The sequence below is a fragment of the Ruegeria sp. genome, from assembly GCF_040830605.1.
Lineage (GTDB): Bacteria > Pseudomonadota > Alphaproteobacteria > Rhodobacterales > Rhodobacteraceae > Ruegeria.
In genome coordinates, this window is record NZ_JBFOMD010000007.1 from 1 (window position 1) to 20,031 (window position 20,031).

The following is a 20,031-nucleotide window of genomic DNA, read 5'->3' on the forward strand; positions in this document are numbered from 1 at the left end:
CATCATGGAAGGCGATCTCGCACACATCGGCGCAGGCCTGGCAGCAATCGGTTCCGGCGCAGCCGCAATCGGGGTGGGCAACGTTGCAGGCAACTTCCTGGCCGGCGCCCTGCGCAACCCTTCGGCGGCTGCTTCGCAGACCGCAACCCTGTTCATCGGTATCGCATTCGCAGAAGCGCTGGGCATCTTTGCATTCCTGGTCTCGCTGCTGCTGATGTTCGCCGTCTAATCTGCGGAACCTGATCCTTACGCGCAGGTGGGCCCAGGCCATAGCGGCCCACCTGTTGTAAAGACAACGTTCCGACGGAGGACATCATGGCGACTGAAACAACCGGAGCAGTAAGTACCTGCGTCGACTCCCATGGCTCAGCCATCGGGATGCCGCAGCTTTGCTTCGACTGGTTCCCGAACCAGATCTTCTGGCTCGTCGTTACACTGGTCGTCGTCTTTCTGGTCCTGTCGCGCGTGGCTCTGCCCCGTATCGCGGCGATCCTGGCCGAACGGACAGGGACCATTACCAACGACCTCGCCGCAGCCGAAGACCTGAAGGCCAAGGCGGTCGAGGCCGAGGAAGCCTATAACAAGGCGCTGGCCGATGCCCGTGCCGAGGCGCAGCGTATCGCGGCCGAGGCCCGTGCGGAAATCCAGGCCGATCTGGATGACGCCATCGCCAAGGCGGACGCGGAAATTGCTGCCAAAGCCGCTGAATCGGAACAGGCGATTGCCGAGATCCGTGCCGGCGCGCTGGACAGCATTCAGGTGGTTGCCAAGGACACGGCCGCCGAACTCGTCACCGCGCTGGGCGGTCAGGCCGATGCCGACGCCGTCGCAGGCGCCGTTGACGCCTGGATGAAAGGATAAGCGACATGCGCAATATTCTCGCCCTTATCCTGACCGCAGGCGCCGCCAGCCCGGCGCTGGCCGCAAGCGGTCCGTTCTTCTCGCTGGGTAACACCGACTTTGTCGTGCTGCTGGGGTTCATCGTATTCATCGCGGTGCTCTTCTACTTCAAGGTGCCGGGTCTGATCGGCGGCGCCCTGGACAAGCGGGCCGAGGGCATCCAGTCCGAACTGGACGAGGCCCGCGCCCTGCGCGAAGAGGCACAGACCCTGCTGGCCTCGTATGAGCGCAAGCAGCGCGAAGTGCAGGAACAGGCCAGCGCCATCGTCGCTGCCGCCAAGGAAGATGCCGGACTGGCCGCCGAGCAGGCCAAGGCGGATCTGGAGACCTCGATCGCCCGCCGTCTGGCTGCGGCCCAGGACCAGATCGCATCGGCCGAGGCTTCGGCGGTGAAAGAGGTGCGCGATCAGGCGATCTCGGTCGCCGTTGCCGCCGCGAACGCGGTTCTGGCCAAGCAGATGACCGCCACCCAGGCCAACCAGCTGATCGACGCGGCCATCGCCGACGTGGACGCCAAGCTGCACTGATCAATCGGAAACGGCCTGCGGGCCGTTTCTTTTTCGGATGCCATCCGGCCCATCCCGATCCCCGGCAGGCAAGACATGCCATCCCAATCTCTCAACATCTTAGGCGTGGTCCGTAACGGCGGCACGGCTTTGGCCGAGTCCCTCGGTTGCATCGAGCGGCTACGCCAAGAGCTTGCCGAGAGCCGCGTGATCATCGCGACAAACGACAACGCCGATGACACGGACCGGATCCTTGGTGATTTCGCGGCCGCGTCCAAGGGCGTTGATGTTCTGACGATGGATGGTTTGTCTGCCACCTGTCCCGACCGGGTGGACCGCATATGCCACGCGCGAAACGAAGTCCTGGGACGTCTATTCGCTACCGGGCCTCTTTACCCAATGACGCTGATCCTGGACCTCGACGGCCCCAACACGGCGTTGAACAGCCAGGCTGTCCTTGGCGCGATGTCGCGCCGGGTTCCGCATTGGGACGCCGTGTTTGGAAACCCGCAGCCGTCCTATTACGACCTGTACGCCCTGCGCTGCGAAGGATGGTGTGACGAAGACGTCTGGCAGCGCATCCATTCGGAAAGCAAGCCGCTCTTCTTCCGGAAACGCTGGCGGCAGAATTTGCTGCAAAGGCTCATCTACGATCGCCAATATCACATCCCGACGGATGCCCCGCTGATACCGGTGAAAAGCGCCTTTGCCGGCCTTGGCCTCTATCGAACAGGGTCTTTGGACGGGTTGAGATATTCCAGCAAGGACGACGACGGCAGTCCCGTCTGTGAACATGTTCTTTTGCACAGGCGGATGCGCGCGCGTGGGGCCAGGCTGTTCATCGATCCGGGATTGACGACGCTCGCCCCCTCTGAGCATCTGGGAGGGGCCAGCGGTGCACCGCTGCCAAAGCATCTTTATGGTGAATCGACGTCGATAGGATAAGAAATGTCCCAGTCCCCGCTGACCGGTCAGGCAGGAAAACTTCTGTTCGAGCACAAGGTCATAGGCCGTCACAACGCCGCGTATTACCTGGATGAAAGCTGCGGCTACATCTGGGTCGACGCGCCGCACTGGCTGGATGAAGCCTATAGCGACGCGATTGCACTGACCGACACCGGAATTCTGGCACGCAATCTGAACAACATCCGTATCGTCTCCATGGCAATGCGTGCCAACGGACTGGCCCAGGCGCGGGGGATCGATCTGGGTGCGGGCTACGGCCTGCTGGTACGCGGCCTGCGGGATGTCGGAATCGACTTCCACTGGTCGGACCCCTTTGCAGACAACCTGCTGGCGCGCGGGTTCGAAGCTGACGAAGGCCCATATGAGGTTGCAGCCGCCTTCGAAGTTCTGGAGCATCTGCCGGATCCGCTGGGGCATCTGAAAACGGCGCGCGCGCAGTTCGGTTATGAGACGCTGTTTTTCTCGGCCACCTGTTTCGACCCCGGCGACATCCCCCGGCCGGACTGGTGGTACTGGGCCTTTGAAACCGGCCAGCACATCAGCTTTTTCTCTGAACAGTGCCTGGACTTCATGGCGCATGAGTTAGGGATGCGCAAAGTGCATCTCAAAGGGGACGTCTACGCCTTTACCACCCTTTCAGATCTGAGCTGGCCCGGCGGATGGACCCGTCGCAGGCTGGAAAGAAAGGCCCGCAAGGTCAGCCTTGCCGAACAGGATTACGCTGCAATGAAACAGCGCGTGATCGCTGCGCAACGCGATACCTGATCGTCAGCCCTGCCCGGTCTCATGCTCCAGCCGCTGCCGGGCGATGGCCTCATTGCGCTCGGCTTTCTGCTGGTCGGCCAGACACTGCTTTACATAGCTCAGATGCGCCTCGACAGCGGCGCGGGCGCCTTCGGGGTTGCGGTCCTGGAGGGCCGTGTTGATCGCACGGTGCTGGTCCAGAATGGCGGTGCGGGTGGTGCGCTGGTGGAACATGATCCGGCGGTTATAGAACACGCCCTGCCGCAGCAGCTCGAACATCGACCGCATCATGTGCAGCATCACCACGTTGTGGCTGGCCTCGATGATCGCCATGTGAAACTGGGCATCCAATTGCGCCTCGTCATCGGCGGCGCGGCGGCTGTGGGCCACCTCCATCTTGTCGTAGATCGCCTGGATCACCTTCAGATCGCTGTCCGACCCCAGCCGCGCGGCGCGCTCGGCGGCCAGCCCCTCCATGTCGCGCCGGAACGACAGGTAATCGAACACCGCCTCGTCATGGGTACCGAACAACCGGATCAGGGCCGGGGAAAAGGCCGACCCCAGCACCTCGGCCACGTAGATGCCGGACCCCGCCTTGGCGGTCAGCAGCCCCTGTTCCTGCAACTCGGCAATCGCGTCCCGCAGCGACGGGCGCGACACGCCCAGTCGATCGGACAATTCCCGCTCGGACGGCAGCCGTTCACCCGGCCGCAGGATACCGCGCAGGATCAGTTCCTCGATCTGGCGGACAACGGCGGTCGAGAGCTTCTCGGATTGGACTTTCTGGAAGGGCATCCTGCGCTCATTCAGATTGGTCAAAACATATGACCACGTAAGCGCGGCAGCCGCAAGCTCTGGGCAGGTGATCACAAGCGCTGTAACATTAGGTCAGTATTGTTGACTTTAATGCGCCCCGCAATAGGCTCCCCCGGTCACAGGCCCGAGGAGGACCCCATGTCGCTGGACCAGATATTCGCCACCCGTGCATCCCGGATGAAGGCCTCCGAGATTCGCGAGTTGCTCAAGCTGCTGGACCAGCCCGGCATCATCTCCTTTGCCGGCGGCATCCCGGACCCGGCGCTGTTCCCGGCGGATGAGTTTGCCGAGGCGTTTGCCGCCGCCCTTGAGCCCTCGCACCAGGCGCAGGCGCTGCAATACTCGGTGAGCGAGGGGTATCTGCCCCTGCGCCAGTGGATCGTGGACCAGATGGCCGGGATCGGGATCGCATGCGGGGTCGAGAACGTCCTGATCACGTCCGGATCCCAGCAGGCGCTGGATTATCTGGGCAAGCTGTTCCTGTCGCCCGGCGACACCGCACTGGTCGGCTGGCCCACTTATCTGGGCGCGCTGGCGGCGTTCAACGCCTATGAGCCGCGCTACGATCAACTCAGCATCAACGGCAACCGCCCGGCGGCGGATTACGCGGACGCTGCGGCGATCAGCGGGCGGGTCAAGTTCGCCTATCTCTCCGCTGATTTCGCCAACCCGACCGGCGAGACGGTGGATCTGCGCGGGCGCGAGGCGCTGCTGGATCTGGCCGAGGAGCTGGATTGCGCGGTGATCGAGGACGCTGCTTATCAGGCCCTGCGCTATGACGGTGAGGCTGTGCCGCCAATCCTGTCGCTCGAAATCGCGCGCAAGGGCTCGATCGAGGCCTGCCGCACGGTTTACTGTGGCAGCTTCTCGAAAACCCTGTCCCCGGGTCTGCGCGTCGGCTGGGTGGTGGCCGCACAACCGGTCATCGCACAGATGGTACTGCTGAAACAGGCCGCCGACCTGCATTCCTCGACGATCAACCAGATGGCAATTGCACGCGTGGCCGAGCGCTGCTTCGACACCCACATCCTCAAACTCCGCGCTGTCTATCAGCGGCGGCGCGATGCCATGCTGGACGCGCTGTCCCGGCACATGCCCGAGGGTGTGCAGTGGACCCGACCCGAGGGTGGCATGTTCGTCTGGCTCACCCTGCCGCCAGGCGTGGATGGCGGCGCCTTGCTGGAGCGCTCGCTGGACACGGTCCGGGTTGCCTTCGTGCCCGGACAGGCCTTCTTTGCCGACGGCTCCGGTGCCAACACACTGCGGCTCAGCTTTTCCTGCACCGACGAGGCGGTGATCGAGGGCGGCATCCGGCGGCTGGGCGAGTTGCTGCGGTCGCAGCAACCGGAAAGGGTCTGTTAACCAATTCCTGTCAGTGCTGGCGCATGTTCCGCTGGTTGCCCCTCTTCCTGCTGGCCGCATGCGCCACGGTAACCCCGCATTTCCGCGGGGTACCCGCAACGCGGGTCAAGGTTGCGGACAGCGTCTTTGACGTCCGCGTGCGCGGCAATCTGGCCGAGGCGATCCGAGTGAACAGGCAATACGCTCCGCGTCTGGGGCCAATCCGCGAGCGGGCCGGGGTCGCCATGGCACAGGTTTCGGGCTGCGAGGTGATCGAGGTTCTGGGCGATGCTGCCGTCACAACTGGCGTTCTGGGCTGCGACCGCGAGGCGGGCGAATGGCTGCTGAAAACCATCATCGCCACCCCCCGCTATGACTGCATCGAAAACTCGGCCTGGGTGAATGCGGGGCCGGGCCCAAACTACGCCGAATTTGAGTGCTACCCTTACTGATCACCCGCGATCCAATAGTAAAAGCGGCAAGATATTGTGGATAACTCGCCCCAATCGGCCATATCCTGCGGGTATCCGTTGACTCCGACCCGTTCCATTGCGCAGACTCCTAGATCACAGGAATCATGGATAATCACCATTGCGCTTTAGCAAGCTCAGACTGACCGGCTTCAAAAGCTTCGTTGACCCGACCGACCTGATTATCGCGGACGGGCTGACCGGTGTTGTGGGCCCGAACGGCTGTGGCAAGTCCAATCTGCTTGAGGCGCTGCGCTGGGTGATGGGCGAAAACCGTCCCAAGGCGATGCGCGGCGGCGGGATGGAGGATGTGATCTTTGCTGGCGCCGCCACCCGGCCCGCCCGCAACTTTGCCGAAGTGGCGCTGACCCTGGACAATTCCGAGCGGCTGGCGCCCTCGGGCTTCAACGAAAGCGACACGCTGGAGATCGTGCGGCGGATCACCCGCGATGTGGGCAGCGCCTACAAGACCAACGGCAAGGATGTCCGCGCGCGCGACATACAGATGCTGTTCGCGGATGCCTCGACCGGGGCGCATTCCCCGGCGCTGGTGCGGCAGGGGCAGATTGCCGAGCTGATCAATGCCAAGCCCAAGGCGCGGCGGCGCATCTTGGAAGAGGCGGCAGGGATCTCGGGCCTCTATCAGCGGCGGCACGAGGCGGAACTGAAACTCAAGGGCACCGAGACCAACCTGACCCGCGTCGATGACGTGCTGGAACAGCTGGGCGCACAACTGGCGCAACTGGCCCGGCAGGCCCGACAGGCGGCGCGCTACCGCGAGATCGGCGAACAGTTGCGCCAGGCCGAGGGCATGCTGCTCTATCGCCGCTGGAAAGAGGCCGACATGGCCCGCCAGCTGGCCGAGGACAAGCTGCGCGAGCGCATCACCGAAGCCTCCCGCGCCGAGGCCGAGGCGCGTCAGGCCGAGGCGCTGCGCATCAAGGCGGACGAGACCCTGCCGCCTCTGCGCGAGGAAGAGGCGATTGCGGCAGCCGTCCTGCAACGCCTGCAGGTGCAGCGCGATGCGCTCGACGATCAGGAGGCGCGCGCGCGCCAGACCATCACCACGCTCACCGCCCGGATCGAACAGCTGGGCCGCGATATCGACCGCGAGACCGGGCTGAACCGGGATGCGGGCGAGACCATCGAGCGGCTGGAATGGGAAGCGCGCGAGCTGGCCAAGGCCGCCGAGGGGCATGACGACCGGCTCGCCGAGGCCGCCGAGATTTCCCATGATGCGGCAGCGGTGTTGCGCGACCGTGAAGAGCACCTGTCGCAGGTGACTGAGGATGTGGCGCGGCTGGTGGCCCGGCACCAGTCGGCGCAGCGGCTGGTCGAAGACAACCGCAAGACGCTGGCCCGGTCCGAGGGCGAAGAGGAAAAGGCCCGCACCGCCGTGGACGAGGCCCGCAGCGCCGTGACCCGTGCGGGCGAGGCATTCGAGACGGCGCAGGAGGCCGAGGAAGAGGCCCGCGAAGCCGCCGAAGCCGCCGAAGAGGCGCTGGCCGCCGCCGACGAACTGCGCAACGACACGCAGGCGCGCGAGGCCGAAGCACGGGCACAACGCTCGGAGGCCGAGGGCGAGCTGGGCGCGCTTCGCGCCGAGACGACCGCGCTGGCCAAGCTGGTCGAGCGCGACACCGCCGAGGGCGGGCAGGTGCTGGATCTGATGCGGGTCGAGCCGGGCTTTGAAAAGGCACTGGGCGCCGCGCTGGCTGATGATTTGCGGGCACCGCTGGTCGAAGGGGATGGCCCTTCGGGCTGGATACAGGTGCCGGGCTATGACGCGGATCAACCCTTGCCCGAGGGCGCCAACCCGCTGGCGCTGCATGTGTCGGGCCCTGATCGTCTGAGCCGCCGGATCGCACAGATCGGTGTGGTCGGGGCGGATGATGGCGCGCGGCTGCAGGCGCAGTTGAAACCGGGGCAGCGGCTGGTCTCGCGCTCGGGCGATCTCTGGCGCTGGGACGGGTTCCGCGCCTGGGCCGAGGACGCGCCGAGCGCCGCCGCGCTGCGGCTGGAACAGCTCAACCGGCTTGAGGCGCTCAAGCAGGAACTGGCGCAGGCCGAAGCACAGGCCGACGGTGCCCGCGCCGCGCATGAGGCGCTGTCGCAGCAGCTTGCCGATGTGACCGAAGCCGACCGCCGCGCCCGCGAGGCGCGCCGCGCCGCCGATCAGCGCGTGGCCGAAACCGCCCGCGCGCTCAGCCGGGCCGAGGCGGATCGCAATCTGGCGCAGGGCAAGCTGGAGACCTTGTCCTTGGCGGTCGAGCGCCACAAGGAGGACGCCATGGCGGCCCGGGTGCAGCTACGCGAGGCAGAGGGCGCACTGGTCGGCCTTGGCGATCTCGACAGCGCCCGCGCGCAGGTCGAGGACATCAAGCAAACCGTCGAGGCGGCGCGGATCACCATGCTGACTCACCGCTCGTCCCATGACGAGCTGCGGCGCGAGGGCGAGGCGCGGACTCGCCGCGCGCAGGAGGTGACCAAGGATCTGAGCGGCTGGCGGCACCGGTTGGAAACCGCAGGCAAGCGGATCTCGGAACTGGCCGAACGCAAGGCATCCTCGCAAGAGGAACTGACCGAGGCGATGGCGGTGCCGGGCGAGATTGCCGAGTCCCGTGAGGAACTGAACGAACAGGTCGAGGCCGCCGAGGCTCGACGCGCCGAGGCCGCCGACCATCTGGCCGAAGCCGAGACCGGGCAGCGCGCGGCTATTCTCGCCGAGCGGGAGGCCGAACGCGTGGCCTCGGAGGCGCGCGAGGCGCGTGCCGCTGCCGAGGCGCGCACCGAAGCGGCTAGGGAAAGCGTTGTGGCCGCCGCCGAACGGATCGCAGAGGACCAGCAGCTTACGCCCAACCAGCTCCTGAACCAGCTCGACGTGGATCCCGACCGGATGCCTGCCGCCGACGCTCTGGAGGCCGAGGTCAACCGGCACAAGCGCCAGCGCGACGCCATGGGAGCGGTTAACCTGCGCGCCGAAGAAGATTCCCGCGAAGTGCAGGAAGAGTTCGATGCGCTGAGCTCGGAAAAGGCCGATCTGGAAGAGGCGGTGAAGGCCCTGCGCAGCGGCATCGCCAGCCTCAACCGCGAAGGGCGCGAGCGGCTGCTGACGGCGTTCGAGCAGGTGAATTCCAACTTCGCCATGCTGTTCAAGCACCTCTTCGGCGGGGGCGAGGCCAATCTGGTCATGGTCGAAAGCGATGATCCGCTGGATGCGGGGCTGGAAATCATGTGCCAGCCGCCTGGCAAGAAGCTCTCGACCCTCAGCCTGCTGTCGGGTGGCGAGCAGACCCTGACCGCAATGGCGCTGATCTTTGCGGTGTTCCTGGCCAATCCGGCGCCGATCTGTGTGCTGGACGAGGTCGACGCGCCGCTCGACGATGCCAACGTGACCCGGTTCTGCGACCTGCTGGACGAGATGTGCCGCCAGACCGATACCCGCTTCCTGATCATCACTCACCACGCGGTGACGATGGCGCGGATGGACCGGCTGTTCGGCGTGACCATGCAGGAACAGGGCGTCAGCCAGTTGGTCTCGGTCGACCTCAAGAAAGCCGAGGCGATGGTGGCCTAAAGCGCAATCCGAAAGGTGGCAGCCGGTTTTCGAATCAAATTGCGGGTACGAAAGATACGGCGGCACCTTCGATGCAGATCTATCTGTCGCCGCTCCATCCTCTCACCGCAACGTGACTGCATGTTTTGCGCGTCTCGGCTAGGCTCGGCCCATGCGACGCTACCTGATCCCCGCCCTGTGCCTTGCAACGCCCCTTGCGGCAGCCGATTGGTCCCTTCGGCAAGACGACGTACCGCTCAGCCGCGCCGAGTTGGAGGCGCTCGAAGGGCGGACCTTGACGTTCTACGATGACGGCCAGTCCAGATACCTGGCCGATGGCGCCTATACCTACACCTACTCGGCCAAGAACGGGGGCGGGACCGCCTTCGGCACCTATCGCATTGCCGAGGATGGTAGCATCTGCACCGAGTTCCAAAACGGGTTCAGCCGCTGCGATCTCTATGTGCATAGCGGTGAGCGGCTGGTCCTGATCAACGAAAAGGGTGAACGTTATCCGGTGCGGCCGGAGTGACGGGAAAAGCCGCTTGCAAGCGGCTTAAGCGGTTTCGAAACCGCTTGAAACAAGGCGTTTCGAAACGCCGTGTCCTTGGTGGAGATCGCAGCGCAATGTCGCAGATCGCGGATTTCCGGATATCTTGCGCCTAGAGACGGTTGAGCAGTTCCGCAGTCGGCCACGCATCCGCAGGCAGACCCAGCCGCACCTGTTCCGCCTGCACGGCGGCGCGGGTTCCGGCGCCGAGGATACCGTCGATCTTGCCGACGTCATGCCCGCGCGCCTGCAGCTTGCTCTGGAGTTGTTTCATCTGTTGTCCCGACAGTCCCTGCGCCGGGCGACCCGCATCATAGACCTGTGCCCCTTCCAGCCGGGTGGCGAAATAGGCGGCGGTCAGCACGTAGACAAAGCTCTGGTTCCATTCGAAATACACATTGAAATTCGGATAGGCGAGGAAAGCCGGGCCCTTATGCCCCTGCGGCAGGATCAGAGAGGCCTGCATCTCGCCCGACGGCAGATCGCCAGCGCGGGGACGCACTCCCATCCCCTGCCATTCCGAGACCGTCAGGCTGCGGGCCGGGCCGGAAAGGGACCAGTCCAGCGCGTCCGGCACCACCACCTCCTGCAGCCAGGGCTGACCTGCCTGCCAGCCCAGCCCGGACAGCATCTTGGCACCGGACATCAAAGCATCGGGGGCCGAGCTTTTCAGCGACACCTTGCCGTCGCCATCTGCGTCCACCCCGTTTTCCAGAATGTCGCGGGGCAGCATCTGCACCATGCCGATCTCGCCCGCCCAGGCGCCGGTCGTGCGCGCGGGGTCGAAACCGCCCTGCTCATACAGTTCCAGCGCGGCAAAAATCTGGGGCCGGAACAGCTCGGGCCTGCGGCAGTCATGGGCCAGTGTCACCAGCGCGTTGCGGGTATTGAAGTCGCCCTGAAACGCGCCGTAGTCGGTCTCAAACGCCCAAAAGGCCAGCAACACACCGCGTGAGATGCCGTATTCCGCGTCGATCCGGTCAAAGACGGCGTCGTATTTCTGCGCCATCGCGCGGCCCCGGTCGATCCGGTTCTGTGAGATCAGGTGGCGGGAAAAATCGATGAACGGTTTCTGGAATACGCCCTGTGCCCGATCCGCCCTGAGCACCTTGGCGTCCTGGCTCACGCCCTTGAAAAAGGCATTCACCGCTGACGTGTCATGGCCCTTGGCAACGGCCTCGGCCTTGAGGCCCTTCACGAAACTCTGAAAGCCGCCGCCGCAGTCTGCAAGGGCAGGCGAGGCGATCAGCAGGGAGGCAGCGATTTGGCAGGCAAGGCGTATCATGGTGAGCAATCCGATCTGGGAAAGGTCAAGGTATCAGTGACAGGGCCAGCCCCGCAATCACCAGCCCGAGCATCAGGGCCCAGACCTGCCAGAGCATGGCGATAGCGCGCTCTATTTCATGCGGGCCAATGTCCTTGCGGGCCGCTCCGTTGACCCAGGCAAGGTGGCGAATCTGGCCGTGATAGCTGCGCGGCCCGGCAAGGGCGACGTTCAGCGCGCGGGCCATGGCGGCCTCGGGCCAGCCGGCATTGGGCGAGATATGACGCCGCGCGTCCTCGACGATGCCGCGCCAGCGAGCGAAGCTGTTGGACAGAACCACGATCATCAGACCGGTCAGCCGCGCGGGGACCAGGTTCAGCAGGTCATCGAGCTTGGCCGCGGCCCAGCCGAACGCGGCATATTTCTCGTTGCGGTAGCCGATCATGCTGTCGGCGGTGTTGACGGTCTTATAGAGCAGCAGGCCGGGCAGACCGCCGATCAGGAACCAGAAGGCCGGGGCGATCACCCCGTCGCTCAGGTTTTCCGAGGCGCTTTCGATGGCCGAGCGTGCAACCTGCGCCTCATCCATCGCGGAGGTATCGCGCGAGACGATGCGCGCGACCATCCGGCGCCCATCGGGCAGCGAAACACGCAGCGCCTCGGCCACGTCGCGCACATGGGTCACCAGTGATTTCTGCGCGAGCAGCACGGCACAACAGAGAATTTCGACCACCTGCCCGAGCCAACCAAGAACAGTGCCAAGAACGATCGCTCCCAGACTCAGCAGCAAGGTTACCCCGACCCCCTTCAGCCGCTTGCTCGTACCCGTGTTTAGCCGCCGGTCCAATGCGCCGATGATATTGCCGATCATCACCGCCGGATGGCGGATGCGAGACCAAAGCCAGTCGGGTTCGCCCAAAACTGCATCGAGTACCATCGCGACGGCGAGCATAAGCGCGGTGCTCACAGGGCGCTCTCCAGCCGGTCCCACCCTTGGGCTGGGGGCAGGCCGAGGCGCAGGAAGTGGTCGGAATAGGGAAAGACCCGGCTCCAGATATGCGCGCGCGCAAGGCGGCTCTGCCACGCGGCGGCATCCTCGACGCGGTAGAGGCGGAACAGGGTCGTACCGCCTGCCAGTTCGGCGCCTTTCGAGGTCAGCAGCCCATCCAGCCGCGCGGCATCGGCGGCCAGCCGGGTACGGGTCTGCTCGGCCCAGCCGTGATCCAGCAGCGCCTGCGTGCCGATCCGCAAAGCGGGGCCCGAGACCGCCCAAGGACCGGTCAGGTCGTTCAGCCGGGCGATGATCTCGGGCCGCGCAATGGCAAAGCCCAGCCGCAGACCGGCGAGGCCCCAGAACTTGCCGAAGCTTTTCAGCACCACCGTTCCGGGCCGCTCGGCCAGACGGATCAGCGAGGCATCGGGTGTCACGTCGCAAAAGCTCTCGTCGATCACTGTCAGCGGGGCCGAGGCATCGGCGACGGTCCAGAGCCGGCCATCGGGATTGTTGGGATGGACCAGAACCCGCGCCTCGGCCGGGCCGGTGCTCTGCACGGTCCAGCCGTGGGCCGAAAACGCGGCGGCGTGTTCGTTGTAGGTCGGGGGCGTGATTTCGACAGTACCCGCCGGGGCCAACGCAGGCAGCCGGGCGATCAGGGCCGAGGCACCGGGTGCGGGCAGGATCGCCGCGCCGTCAGGCACCGACCAGAAGTTGCGGGCGGCGGCCACCAACGCCTCGAACGCGCCGTGATCGGGCAGTTCCGTCCAATCGGATTGTGCCAGATCTCCGATTGGATGGGGGTGCGGGTTTATGCCCGTGGACAGGTCGATCCAGTCCGAACGGGCACCGCCAAACAGGCGCATCGCCCCGTCCAGCCCGCCGCCATGATCACGGCGCGCGCGGGGGTTGATCGAATCCATTTGCATGTCGAGCACATCGGTCATTTGCGGTCATTTGCGGGAAGTTCCCCTTGCTTGTACACCCGCTTCCGGCGAATTTTTGCCGATAGCGTCCGCAAATCCACCTGTTTTCAAGGCGTTTGGGCCGGCGTTAACCGTTTGTTAAGCAAATAGCCGGATCACGAGACCACGGGGGACGGCACCATAAAAACGCTCACAGTGCCGAGGTTGTCGCAAAATGAAGGTTCTGATCGTAGAAAGCAACCCGGAGCTGGGCCGGGTCTGGCAGCGCCATCTGGAACGTCAGGGCGCCGAGGTCACGCTGGTCACTTCGCAGGAAGCGGCCATACTTGCCCTCTATGGCACCGCGTTCGAGATCCTGGTGCTGGACCTGGTTCTGGATCAGGGCAGCGCGCTGGCAGTTGCCGATTTCGCCAGCTACCGCCGTCCCAAGGCGCGGGTGATTTTCGTCACCAACACCACCTTCTTCTCAGACGGTTCGATCTTTGCGCACAGCTCGAACGCCTGCGCCTATGTGCAAAGCGGCACGCCGCCCGAGGATCTGGCGGCGATGGTCGAACACTACGCGGCGGGGCGCTGATCGCGTCCGTGCGGCTCTAGATAATCCAGTTCCGGGTTCACCGGGACGATCCGGTGTGGATTGATGCTATCATGGCTGTAGTGATAGTGGCGCACGATATGGTGCATGTTCACCGTCTGCGCGACGCCCGGCCACTGATACAGCTCGCGGGTAAAGGCCCAAAGGTTCGGATAATCGATCAGCCGCCTGCGGTTGCACTTGAAATGCAGGTGATAGACCGGGTCGAAACGGATCAGGGTGGTAAACAGCCGCCAGTCGGCCTCGGTCACGCGCTCGCCCATCAGATAGCGGTTCTGTGACAACCGCTCTTCCAGCCAGTCCAGCGTTTCGAACAGGGGATGCACGGCGGCGTCGTACGCCTCCTGACTGGTGGCAAAGCCGCATTTGTAGACACCGTTGTTGACGGTGGAATAGATGCGCGCGTTCACTGCTTCGATGGCGTCGCGCATAGGTTCGGGCCAGTAATCGTCGGTATTGCCGGTAATCCCGTCGAAGGCCGCGTTGAACATGCGGATGATTTCCGAGCTTTCGTTCGACACGATGGTTTCGCGCTCGGTGTCCCACAGGATCGGCACGGTCACGCGGCCGGAATAGGTCGGGTCGGCCTTGGTATAGACCTGATGCGCGCGGGTCAGGTCGTACAGCCGGTCGCCGGTGGCGCCATGCTCGTCGGTCTCGAACGTCCAACCCTCGGTCAGCATGTCGGGATGCACCACCGAGACGCCGATATGCTCGGTCAGCCCCTTGAGTTCGCGAAAGATCAGGGTGCGGTGCGCCCAGGGGCAGGCAAGACTGACATAGAGGTGGTAGCGCCCCGAGGCGGCGGCGAATCCGCCCTGCCCCGAGGGGCCGGGCGCGCCGTCCGGCGTGATCCAGTTGCGGAACTGCGCCGCCGAGCGTTTGAACGCGCCGCCGGTGGTTTTGGTGTCATACCAGGTGTCGTGCCATGTGCCGTCTACAAGCAGGCCCATTTCGGGGATCCTCCGCTAACTCGTTGGGTCAGAGAATAGGGCTTGCCCGCCCGTCTGCCCAGCGGTCGGGCCCGCGCAACATGTCTGCGTTTGCGCACAGCACCAGCGGAGGTTTCTCGCCGATCAACACACTGTTCCCACAGTGTTCACAAAAGCTTTGTTGGATTTTTGCATAACCTGCTGCAAACTGTTTGCGTTTTAGGGGGTATGTATTGATGACGACGTTTATTACCGAAGAAATGCGCGAGGAATTGATTGCCGCGCGATTCGCAGCCTTGAAGAAAACCAGCCGCCTTCGCGTGGAAGCGGGCTCCGAATACCACCGCGTTTTGCGGGCGTGGAGCAATGGTTTCGCTGTCGAGGCCGAGACAACGCCGCGTCTGCGCGGGCTGGTCGATCTCTATGACGGGGCCAACCACCTGTGCCAGTGCCTGATCGTCGCCGCCGAAGAGGAAGACGGCGAGATGCGCTATGAATTCAAGCGCAACACCGCCGCCGCCGACAAGGCGCCGCTGGACTACTATCGCGCGCCGGATGCGCCGGTCGCGCTGTTGGGCAAGGACTAGAGCGGGTCGCTTTTGACCAAAATTGTGAACCCGAAGGCATCGGCGAGGCAGCGTTTGCGAAGCACAACGCGTTCGCCGGTGCTGGAGGCTGCGATTTAACGCGACCCGCTTCTAGGGCCGAATTTCGACCGTCGTACCGATGGGGGTCAGGCTCCAGAGGCGGGCGATTTCCGCGTTCGACACCGCGATACAGCCCGCGGTCCAGTCGCCGGGCAGGGTCAGGGCGGTTATGCCGTTGGGCTGGCCGTGGATGAAGATATCCCCACCCGGATCGACGCCCGCTGCCTTGGCGCGGGCGATGTCCTCGGGCTTGGGATAGTCGATGCCCAGTGACAAGTGAAACGCGCTTTGCGGATTGCGGCGGTTGATGGTGAAGACACCCTCGGGCGTCTTGCCGTCACCCTCCCGGGCCTTGTCCCCGTCGGGCGCGAACCCCAGCGCGATATCGGTGTGCATCACCACCGCACCCTCAAGCGTGGCGGTCAGGCGGCGGGCGGATTTCTCGATCAGGATATGGTCGACCCGCTCGGCCGCCGGCGCCATGGGCGGGGCCAGAGGGCGCGGGCCATAGCGCTGCCAACCGACCCAGGCGACCCCCGCCGCCAGGATCAGGACCAGCAGAAAGGCCGCGCGGCGCATGGACCTACTGCAGATCGCCAAAGGCCGATTTCAGCCGCGCGCAGGCCTCTTCCACCCGCGCGCGCTGGGTGCCCAGATTGAACCGCAGGAAATTCTCGCCCCCGGTGCCGAAGGTGGGGCCATGGTTGGCGGCGATCCTGGCGGTCTGCTCGACACGGTTGGTAAACTCTGCACGCTCCATCCCGGTGCCCGAGAAATCGACCCAGGCGAGATAGGTGGATTCCAGCTTCATCGAGCTCAACCCCGGAATATCCGCAATCGCCGCGTCAAAGATCTGCCGGTTGCCGTCCAGATAGGCCACCTGCGCGTCCACCCACTCGGCCCCCTCCGGAGAATAAGCGGCGGCGGTGGCGAATTGCCCGACCGAGTTCGGCGCCAGGCTCAGCGCCAGCATCCGTGCCCGGAACCGTGCCCGCAGATCGGGATCGGGAATGATCACTTGTCCGGTATGCAACCCGGCGATGTTGAAGGTCTTGGAGGGCGCGGTCAGCATCAGCAGCCGGTCGGTGATCTCGGGGACCGCGTTCTGCATCGGGATATGAGTATGCCCGGAGAAAACCAGATCGTGATGGATTTCGTCCGAGAGCAGCAACAGGTCATGCCGTTTGGCGAAATCGGCCACCCCCTGCAACTCGGCCTGCGACCAGACCCGCCCGCCGGGATTATGGGGCGAGCACAGGATGACCATCTTTTCCGACCCGGTCATCTGCGCATCCCACGCGTCGAAATCCAGCTCGTACCGGCCCTCGTTGTTGATCATCTGGCACTCGACCACCTTGCGGCCCGCATTGCGGATCACCTTGGCAAAGGCGTGATAGACCGGCGTGAACAGCACGATCCCGTCGCCCGGCTGAGTGTATGTGTCCAGGCACATGCCCACCCCGTTGACCAGCCCGGTGGTGGTGAAAATCGCGTCGGCCTCGACCTCCCAGTTGTGGCGGGTCTTCATCCACCACTGGATCGCGCCTTTGTAGACCTCGTCGCAGTTCACATAGCCAAACACTCCGTCATCGGCCAGATTTCGGATCTTGTTCAGCACCACGTCCGGCGCCCGGAAATCGGTATCGGCAACCCACATCGCCAGACCGGTATCGGAGGGCACGCCATAAAGGTCCTCCATCCCGTCCCACTTGTTGCAATGGGTGCCGCGGCGGTCGATGAGGTCGTCAAAGCTCATGAGGGTCTCCTGCATTCGTCGCAGCGCAAGCTAACTTGAATCCGGGCAGGCGCAAGGGGGGCGTTGCGGCGGGCCGGGCAATGGCCTAAATCAGCCCCATGAAACGCAATATCCTGATCCACCCCGATCCCCGCCTGAAAAAGGTCTGCGCGCCGGTGACCGACCTCACCGACGAGCTCCGCAAGCTGGCCGATGACATGCTGGAGACGATGTATGACGCGCCGGGCATCGGTCTGGCGGCGCCACAGATCGGGGTGCTGGACCGGCTGATCGTGCTGGACTGCGTGAAAGAGGAAGGCGAGGCGCCGCGCCCGCTGGTGATGTTCAACCCCGAGGTCCTCTCGGCCTCGGACGAGACCAATGTCTACGAAGAGGGCTGCCTGTCGATCCCCGACCAATATGCCGAGGTGACCCGCCCCAAGGTGGTCGAGGTCGCGTGGATGGACCGCGACGGCAACGCACAGCGCGAAACCTTCGATGGGCTCTGGTCCACCTGCGTGCAGCACGAGATCGACCACCTGAACGGCAAGCTGTTCATCGACTACCTCAAGCCGCTCAAGCGCCAGCTGATCACCCGCAAGATGCAGAAGCTCAAGCGCGAGAAGGCCCGTTTGTGAGCGTCCTGCCGATCCTGACATGGCCCGATCCCCGGCTGTCGCAGAAATGCGAGCCCGTGGCGGGCGAGGTGCCGCAGGACCTGATCCAGAACATGTTCGACACCATGTATGCCGCGCAGGGCAGGGGCCTCGCGGCGCCGCAGGTGGGCGTCATGCAGCGGTTCTTTGTTATGGATTGCGGCTGGAAAGAGGGCGAACCCGCGCCGATGGCGATGATCAACCCGGTGATCATGGCCGCCGAACGGGTGCCAACAGTTGCGGAAGAGGGCTGTCTCTCGATCCCCGGCATCACCGTCGCGGTGGAACGCCCCAAGGCGGTCACCGTGCAATGGACCGCGCCCGAGGGCGACATTCACATGGCCGATTTCGACGGCTTCGAGGCGCGCTGCATCCAGCACGAATTCGACCACCTGAACGGGGTGGTGACGCTCGATCACCTCGACGCAGACGCCCGTCGTGCCGCCGAGGCCGAATACATGGAGACCCAGAGATGACCGTGCGCCCCTGCCTGCCCTGGCCGGACAAGCGGCTGAAGACCCGCGCCGAAGAGGTGGATGAGATCACCGACGAAATCCGCGCGATCTGGGACGACATGATCGACACGATGGAGGCGATGCCGGGCGTGGGCCTCGCCGCACCGCAGATCGGCGTGATGCTGAGGCTGGCGGTGGTGGATGGCTCGACCGAGCGGGGTAGGGCCGTGCGCCTGGCCAACCCCGAAATCCTGCACAGCTCGATCGAGCTGCGCGAGCATGACGAGGCCAGCCCGAACCTGCCGGGCGTATCGGCCAAGATCAAACGCCCGCGTGCGGTGACGGTGCGCTTCGTCAACGAACAGGGCATGGTGGACCGGCGCGACTTTGTGGGGATCGAGGCGACCTCCGTTCAGCATCAGATCGACCATCTGAACGGGCGGATGTATTTCGACAACCTCTCGAAAGTGAAGCGCGACATGTTGCTGCGCAAGGCGAAGAAACTGGGGTAGGGCGGGGGGTGACTCCGCCGCACCCGAATGATGGGGTGAAACCCCATCCTACGGAGACGGTGAAACATGCGCGTAATCTTCATGGGAACGCCCGACTTCTCGGTCCCGGTGCTCGATGCGCTGGTCGAGGCCGGGCATGAGATCGCCGCCGTCTACTGCCAGCCGCCGCGCCCGGCGGGGCGGGGCAAGAAAGAACGCCCGACCCCGGTCCATGCGCGGGCCGAGGCGCTTGGGCTTGAGGTGCGCCACCCGGCCTCGCTGAAGTCCGAAGAGGAACAGCAGGCCTTTGCTGAACTCAACGCCGATGTTGCCGTGGTCGTGGCCTATGGTCTGATCCTGCCGCAGGCCATCCTCGACGCACCAGCGCAAGGATGCCTCAACATCCACGCCAGCCTGCTGCCGCGCTGGCGCGGCGCGGCACCGATCCACCGCGCGATCATGGCGGGAGATGCCGAAACCGGCGTTTGCATCATGCAGATGGAGGCGGGGCTCGACACTGGCCCCGTTCTGCTGCGGCAGGCAACGCCGATCCGGGCCGAAGAGACAACCGCGGAACTGCATGATCGCCTGTCGCAGATGGGCGCAGACCTGATCGTTCAGGCGCTGTCCCGCCTGCCCGAGTTGGAGCCTGAACCACAGCCGCAGGAGGGCGTCACCTACGCCGCCAAGATCGACAAGGGTGAGGCGCGGGTGGATTGGACCCGTCCTGCGGTCGAGGTCGACCGGCAGATCCGGGGCTTGTCCCCGTTTCCCGGCGCATGGACCGAGATCAATGGCGAACGGATAAAGCTGCTGGCCTCACGGCTGGCAGAGGGGCAGGGCGCGCCGGGCCAAGTGCTGGATGACGACCTGACCGTGGCCTGTGACGAACGCGCGGTCGAACTCCTCCGCTTGCAACGGGCGGGCAAAGGCGCGCAGGATAGGGACGTGTTTCTGCGCGGTTGGCCCGTGCCGAAGGGCACCCGGCTCTGAAAGGAAGGGTTTCGATGTTCTTGGTTCTGATGGGCACGGTGGTGATCGCGGGGATCGTCGGATACCTCTCCGAGAAAACGGGGTTCACCCATAACGGATACCTGCCGTCGATCATCATCTGCGTGGGCGGGGCCTTCCTGTTCTATTTCGCGCGGATCATGTTCGGGATCGGCTTTGGCTCACCGGGGATGAACGCCATCCTCTCCTCCATCGGCGCGCTGATCATCGTGCCGACCCATTGGAGGAAATGACATGCCCGTCGTCGCCCTTATCATCATCGGTGCCGCCGCCGGGTTTCTGGCCACAAGGCTGATGCGGATCGAGGCCGACATCCCCACCACCATGCTGATCGGCATCGTGGGTGCCCTGATCGGCGGCCTGATCCTGCGGACCCTACTGGCGGTGATGGGGGCGCTTTCGGGCTTCGTCGGCGCGGTTCTGGGCGCGCTGCTGGTGATCTGGCTGTGGCAGACCTACATCCGCAGGCGGTAGCA

At 64.6% G+C, this 20,031-nt stretch carries 24 protein-coding genes; 17 read left to right on the forward strand and 7 right to left on the reverse strand.

Going from position 1 to position 20,031, the window contains the following annotated elements:
• Nucleotides 1–4 precede the first annotated feature (4 nt).
• The 5 genes from AB3N21_RS10990 to AB3N21_RS11010 all read left to right on the forward strand — a co-directional run bounded on the left by AB3N21_RS10990 (nt 5) and on the right by AB3N21_RS11010 (nt 3,137).
• Nucleotides 5–229 carry a F0F1 ATP synthase subunit C gene (locus tag AB3N21_RS10990; RefSeq protein ID WP_005981269.1) on the forward strand — a complete coding sequence of 75 codons (225 nt, stop codon included), beginning with the start codon at nt 5–7 and terminating at the stop codon, nt 227–229.
• A gap of 86 nt (nt 230–315) precedes the next feature.
• A complete protein-coding gene (locus tag AB3N21_RS10995; RefSeq protein ID WP_367935278.1) occupies nt 316–861 on the forward strand; it encodes a F0F1 ATP synthase subunit B' in 546 nt (181 codons plus the stop codon).
• A gap of 5 nt (nt 862–866) precedes the next feature.
• Nucleotides 867–1,427: a F0F1 ATP synthase subunit B gene (locus tag AB3N21_RS11000; protein ID WP_367935279.1), complete on the forward strand. Its 561-nt coding sequence runs from the start codon at nt 867–869 to the stop codon at nt 1,425–1,427.
• A gap of 75 nt (nt 1,428–1,502) precedes the next feature.
• Nucleotides 1,503–2,351 carry a hypothetical protein gene (locus AB3N21_RS11005; RefSeq protein ID WP_367935280.1) on the forward strand — a complete coding sequence of 283 codons (849 nt, stop codon included), beginning with the start codon at nt 1,503–1,505 and terminating at the stop codon, nt 2,349–2,351.
• A 3-nt stretch (nt 2,352–2,354) separates the two neighbouring features.
• Entirely contained in the window at nt 2,355–3,137 is a 783-nt protein-coding gene (locus AB3N21_RS11010) for a class I SAM-dependent methyltransferase (RefSeq protein WP_367935281.1), read from the forward strand.
• 3 nt (nt 3,138–3,140) lie between these two features.
• Here the strand turns inward: AB3N21_RS11010 and AB3N21_RS11015 are convergent, their stop codons facing one another.
• Nucleotides 3,141–3,911: a FadR/GntR family transcriptional regulator gene (locus AB3N21_RS11015; protein WP_367935282.1), complete on the reverse strand. Its 771-nt coding sequence runs from the start codon at nt 3,909–3,911 to the stop codon at nt 3,141–3,143.
• A gap of 159 nt (nt 3,912–4,070) precedes the next feature.
• Between AB3N21_RS11015 and AB3N21_RS11020 the strand changes: the two genes are divergently transcribed.
• The 4 genes from AB3N21_RS11020 to AB3N21_RS11035 all read left to right on the forward strand — a co-directional run bounded on the left by AB3N21_RS11020 (nt 4,071) and on the right by AB3N21_RS11035 (nt 9,831).
• Complete coding sequence (locus AB3N21_RS11020; RefSeq protein WP_367935283.1) at nt 4,071–5,294, forward strand: PLP-dependent aminotransferase family protein; 1,224 nt, start codon at nt 4,071–4,073, stop codon at nt 5,292–5,294.
• Between the two features lie 23 nt (nt 5,295–5,317).
• Nucleotides 5,318–5,725, forward strand: coding sequence for a hypothetical protein (locus tag AB3N21_RS11025; protein ID WP_367935284.1), 408 nt, complete (start codon nt 5,318–5,320; stop codon nt 5,723–5,725).
• Between the two features lie 139 nt (nt 5,726–5,864).
• On the forward strand, nt 5,865–9,320 hold the full coding sequence (locus tag AB3N21_RS11030; protein ID WP_367935285.1) for a chromosome segregation SMC family protein: 3,456 nt from the start codon (nt 5,865–5,867) through the stop codon (nt 9,318–9,320).
• A 151-nt stretch (nt 9,321–9,471) separates the two neighbouring features.
• Nucleotides 9,472–9,831: a hypothetical protein gene (locus AB3N21_RS11035; protein WP_367935286.1), complete on the forward strand. Its 360-nt coding sequence runs from the start codon at nt 9,472–9,474 to the stop codon at nt 9,829–9,831.
• Nucleotides 9,832–9,961: 130 nt separating this feature from the next.
• Here the strand turns inward: AB3N21_RS11035 and AB3N21_RS11040 are convergent, their stop codons facing one another.
• Genes AB3N21_RS11040 through AB3N21_RS11050 form a run of 3 tightly spaced genes read right to left on the reverse strand, consistent with a single transcriptional unit; the run spans nt 9,962 to nt 13,054 of the window.
• Entirely contained in the window at nt 9,962–11,134 is a 1,173-nt protein-coding gene (locus AB3N21_RS11040; protein ID WP_367935287.1) for a lytic murein transglycosylase, read from the reverse strand.
• A 25-nt stretch (nt 11,135–11,159) separates the two neighbouring features.
• Nucleotides 11,160–12,080, reverse strand: coding sequence for an adenosylcobinamide-phosphate synthase CbiB (gene cbiB, locus AB3N21_RS11045; RefSeq protein ID WP_367935288.1), 921 nt, complete (start codon nt 12,078–12,080; stop codon nt 11,160–11,162).
• Nucleotides 12,077–13,054: a threonine-phosphate decarboxylase gene (locus AB3N21_RS11050; protein ID WP_367935289.1), complete on the reverse strand. Its 978-nt coding sequence runs from the start codon at nt 13,052–13,054 to the stop codon at nt 12,077–12,079. The genes cbiB and AB3N21_RS11050 overlap by 4 nt, the downstream gene beginning before the upstream one ends.
• Nucleotides 13,055–13,247: 193 nt before the next feature.
• Here AB3N21_RS11050 and AB3N21_RS11055 point away from each other — a divergent pair, with 193 nt between their 5' ends.
• Complete coding sequence (locus AB3N21_RS11055; protein ID WP_367935290.1) at nt 13,248–13,610, forward strand: response regulator transcription factor; 363 nt, start codon at nt 13,248–13,250, stop codon at nt 13,608–13,610.
• On the opposite strand, the gene AB3N21_RS11060 is transcribed toward AB3N21_RS11055, so the two are convergent.
• Nucleotides 13,592–14,581: a glutathione S-transferase family protein gene (locus tag AB3N21_RS11060; protein WP_367935291.1), complete on the reverse strand. Its 990-nt coding sequence runs from the start codon at nt 14,579–14,581 to the stop codon at nt 13,592–13,594. The two genes, AB3N21_RS11055 and AB3N21_RS11060, sit on opposite strands and share 19 nt — an antisense overlap.
• 215 nt (nt 14,582–14,796) lie before the next feature.
• Here AB3N21_RS11060 and AB3N21_RS11065 point away from each other — a divergent pair, with 215 nt between their 5' ends.
• Nucleotides 14,797–15,147, forward strand: coding sequence for a hypothetical protein (locus AB3N21_RS11065; RefSeq protein ID WP_171177979.1), 351 nt, complete (start codon nt 14,797–14,799; stop codon nt 15,145–15,147).
• Between the two features lie 111 nt (nt 15,148–15,258).
• Here AB3N21_RS11065 and AB3N21_RS11070 read toward each other — a convergent pair whose 3' ends face one another.
• Both AB3N21_RS11070 and AB3N21_RS11075 read right to left on the reverse strand, forming a co-directional pair.
• Nucleotides 15,259–15,786, reverse strand: coding sequence for a murein L,D-transpeptidase family protein (locus AB3N21_RS11070; RefSeq protein WP_367935292.1), 528 nt, complete (start codon nt 15,784–15,786; stop codon nt 15,259–15,261).
• A gap of 4 nt (nt 15,787–15,790) precedes the next feature.
• Nucleotides 15,791–16,963, reverse strand: a complete 1,173-nt coding sequence (locus tag AB3N21_RS11075; protein WP_367935293.1) for a MalY/PatB family protein — start codon at nt 16,961–16,963, stop codon at nt 15,791–15,793.
• 98 nt (nt 16,964–17,061) lie between these two features.
• Between AB3N21_RS11075 and def (AB3N21_RS11080) the strand changes: the two genes are divergently transcribed.
• From def (AB3N21_RS11080) to AB3N21_RS11105, 6 genes are all read left to right on the forward strand, one after another.
• On the forward strand, nt 17,062–17,580 hold the full coding sequence (gene def, locus AB3N21_RS11080) for a peptide deformylase (protein ID WP_367935294.1): 519 nt from the start codon (nt 17,062–17,064) through the stop codon (nt 17,578–17,580).
• Nucleotides 17,577–18,074, forward strand: coding sequence for a peptide deformylase (gene def, locus AB3N21_RS11085; RefSeq protein WP_367935295.1), 498 nt, complete (start codon nt 17,577–17,579; stop codon nt 18,072–18,074). Before def (AB3N21_RS11080) ends, def (AB3N21_RS11085) begins: the two co-directional genes overlap by 4 nt.
• Nucleotides 18,071–18,565, forward strand: a complete 495-nt coding sequence (gene def / locus AB3N21_RS11090) for a peptide deformylase (RefSeq protein ID WP_367935296.1) — start codon at nt 18,071–18,073, stop codon at nt 18,563–18,565. Before def (AB3N21_RS11085) ends, def (AB3N21_RS11090) begins: the two co-directional genes overlap by 4 nt.
• A 66-nt stretch (nt 18,566–18,631) precedes the next feature.
• Nucleotides 18,632–19,537, forward strand: a complete 906-nt coding sequence (fmt, locus tag AB3N21_RS11095; protein WP_367935297.1) for a methionyl-tRNA formyltransferase — start codon at nt 18,632–18,634, stop codon at nt 19,535–19,537.
• A gap of 14 nt (nt 19,538–19,551) precedes the next feature.
• Entirely contained in the window at nt 19,552–19,788 is a 237-nt protein-coding gene (locus AB3N21_RS11100) for a hypothetical protein (RefSeq protein ID WP_367935298.1), read from the forward strand.
• Nucleotide 19,789: 1 nt separating this feature from the next.
• On the forward strand, nt 19,790–20,029 hold the full coding sequence (locus AB3N21_RS11105; protein ID WP_171177965.1) for a GlsB/YeaQ/YmgE family stress response membrane protein: 240 nt from the start codon (nt 19,790–19,792) through the stop codon (nt 20,027–20,029).
• The last annotated feature ends 2 nt before the right edge of the window (nt 20,030–20,031 follow it).

What these genes read in the sequence shown, in the direction of transcription:
- AB3N21_RS10990 (WP_005981269.1), top strand. Translation starts at nt 5, where the DNA reads ATGGAAGGCGATCTCGCACACATCGGCGCAGGCCTGGCAGCAATCGGT.
- AB3N21_RS10995 (WP_367935278.1), top strand. Translation starts at nt 316, where the DNA reads ATGGCGACTGAAACAACCGGAGCAGTAAGTACCTGCGTCGACTCCCAT.
- AB3N21_RS11000 (WP_367935279.1), top strand. Translation starts at nt 867, where the DNA reads ATGCGCAATATTCTCGCCCTTATCCTGACCGCAGGCGCCGCCAGCCCG.
- AB3N21_RS11005 (WP_367935280.1), top strand. Translation starts at nt 1,503, where the DNA reads ATGCCATCCCAATCTCTCAACATCTTAGGCGTGGTCCGTAACGGCGGC.
- AB3N21_RS11010 (WP_367935281.1), top strand. Translation starts at nt 2,355, where the DNA reads ATGTCCCAGTCCCCGCTGACCGGTCAGGCAGGAAAACTTCTGTTCGAG.
- AB3N21_RS11015 (WP_367935282.1), bottom strand. Translation starts at nt 3,911, where the DNA reads ATGCCCTTCCAGAAAGTCCAATCCGAGAAGCTCTCGACCGCCGTTGTC.
- AB3N21_RS11020 (WP_367935283.1), top strand. Translation starts at nt 4,071, where the DNA reads ATGTCGCTGGACCAGATATTCGCCACCCGTGCATCCCGGATGAAGGCC.
- AB3N21_RS11025 (WP_367935284.1), top strand. Translation starts at nt 5,318, where the DNA reads ATGTTCCGCTGGTTGCCCCTCTTCCTGCTGGCCGCATGCGCCACGGTA.
- AB3N21_RS11035 (WP_367935286.1), top strand. Translation starts at nt 9,472, where the DNA reads ATGCGACGCTACCTGATCCCCGCCCTGTGCCTTGCAACGCCCCTTGCG.
- AB3N21_RS11040 (WP_367935287.1), bottom strand. Translation starts at nt 11,134, where the DNA reads ATGATACGCCTTGCCTGCCAAATCGCTGCCTCCCTGCTGATCGCCTCG.
- AB3N21_RS11050 (WP_367935289.1), bottom strand. Translation starts at nt 13,054, where the DNA reads ATGACCGATGTGCTCGACATGCAAATGGATTCGATCAACCCCCGCGCG.
- AB3N21_RS11055 (WP_367935290.1), top strand. Translation starts at nt 13,248, where the DNA reads ATGAAGGTTCTGATCGTAGAAAGCAACCCGGAGCTGGGCCGGGTCTGG.
- AB3N21_RS11060 (WP_367935291.1), bottom strand. Translation starts at nt 14,581, where the DNA reads ATGGGCCTGCTTGTAGACGGCACATGGCACGACACCTGGTATGACACC.
- AB3N21_RS11065 (WP_171177979.1), top strand. Translation starts at nt 14,797, where the DNA reads ATGACGACGTTTATTACCGAAGAAATGCGCGAGGAATTGATTGCCGCG.
- AB3N21_RS11070 (WP_367935292.1), bottom strand. Translation starts at nt 15,786, where the DNA reads ATGCGCCGCGCGGCCTTTCTGCTGGTCCTGATCCTGGCGGCGGGGGTC.
- AB3N21_RS11075 (WP_367935293.1), bottom strand. Translation starts at nt 16,963, where the DNA reads ATGAGCTTTGACGACCTCATCGACCGCCGCGGCACCCATTGCAACAAG.
- def (WP_367935294.1), top strand. Translation starts at nt 17,062, where the DNA reads ATGAAACGCAATATCCTGATCCACCCCGATCCCCGCCTGAAAAAGGTC.
- def (WP_367935296.1), top strand. Translation starts at nt 18,071, where the DNA reads ATGACCGTGCGCCCCTGCCTGCCCTGGCCGGACAAGCGGCTGAAGACC.
- fmt (WP_367935297.1), top strand. Translation starts at nt 18,632, where the DNA reads ATGCGCGTAATCTTCATGGGAACGCCCGACTTCTCGGTCCCGGTGCTC.
- AB3N21_RS11100 (WP_367935298.1), top strand. Translation starts at nt 19,552, where the DNA reads ATGTTCTTGGTTCTGATGGGCACGGTGGTGATCGCGGGGATCGTCGGA.
- AB3N21_RS11105 (WP_171177965.1), top strand. Translation starts at nt 19,790, where the DNA reads ATGCCCGTCGTCGCCCTTATCATCATCGGTGCCGCCGCCGGGTTTCTG.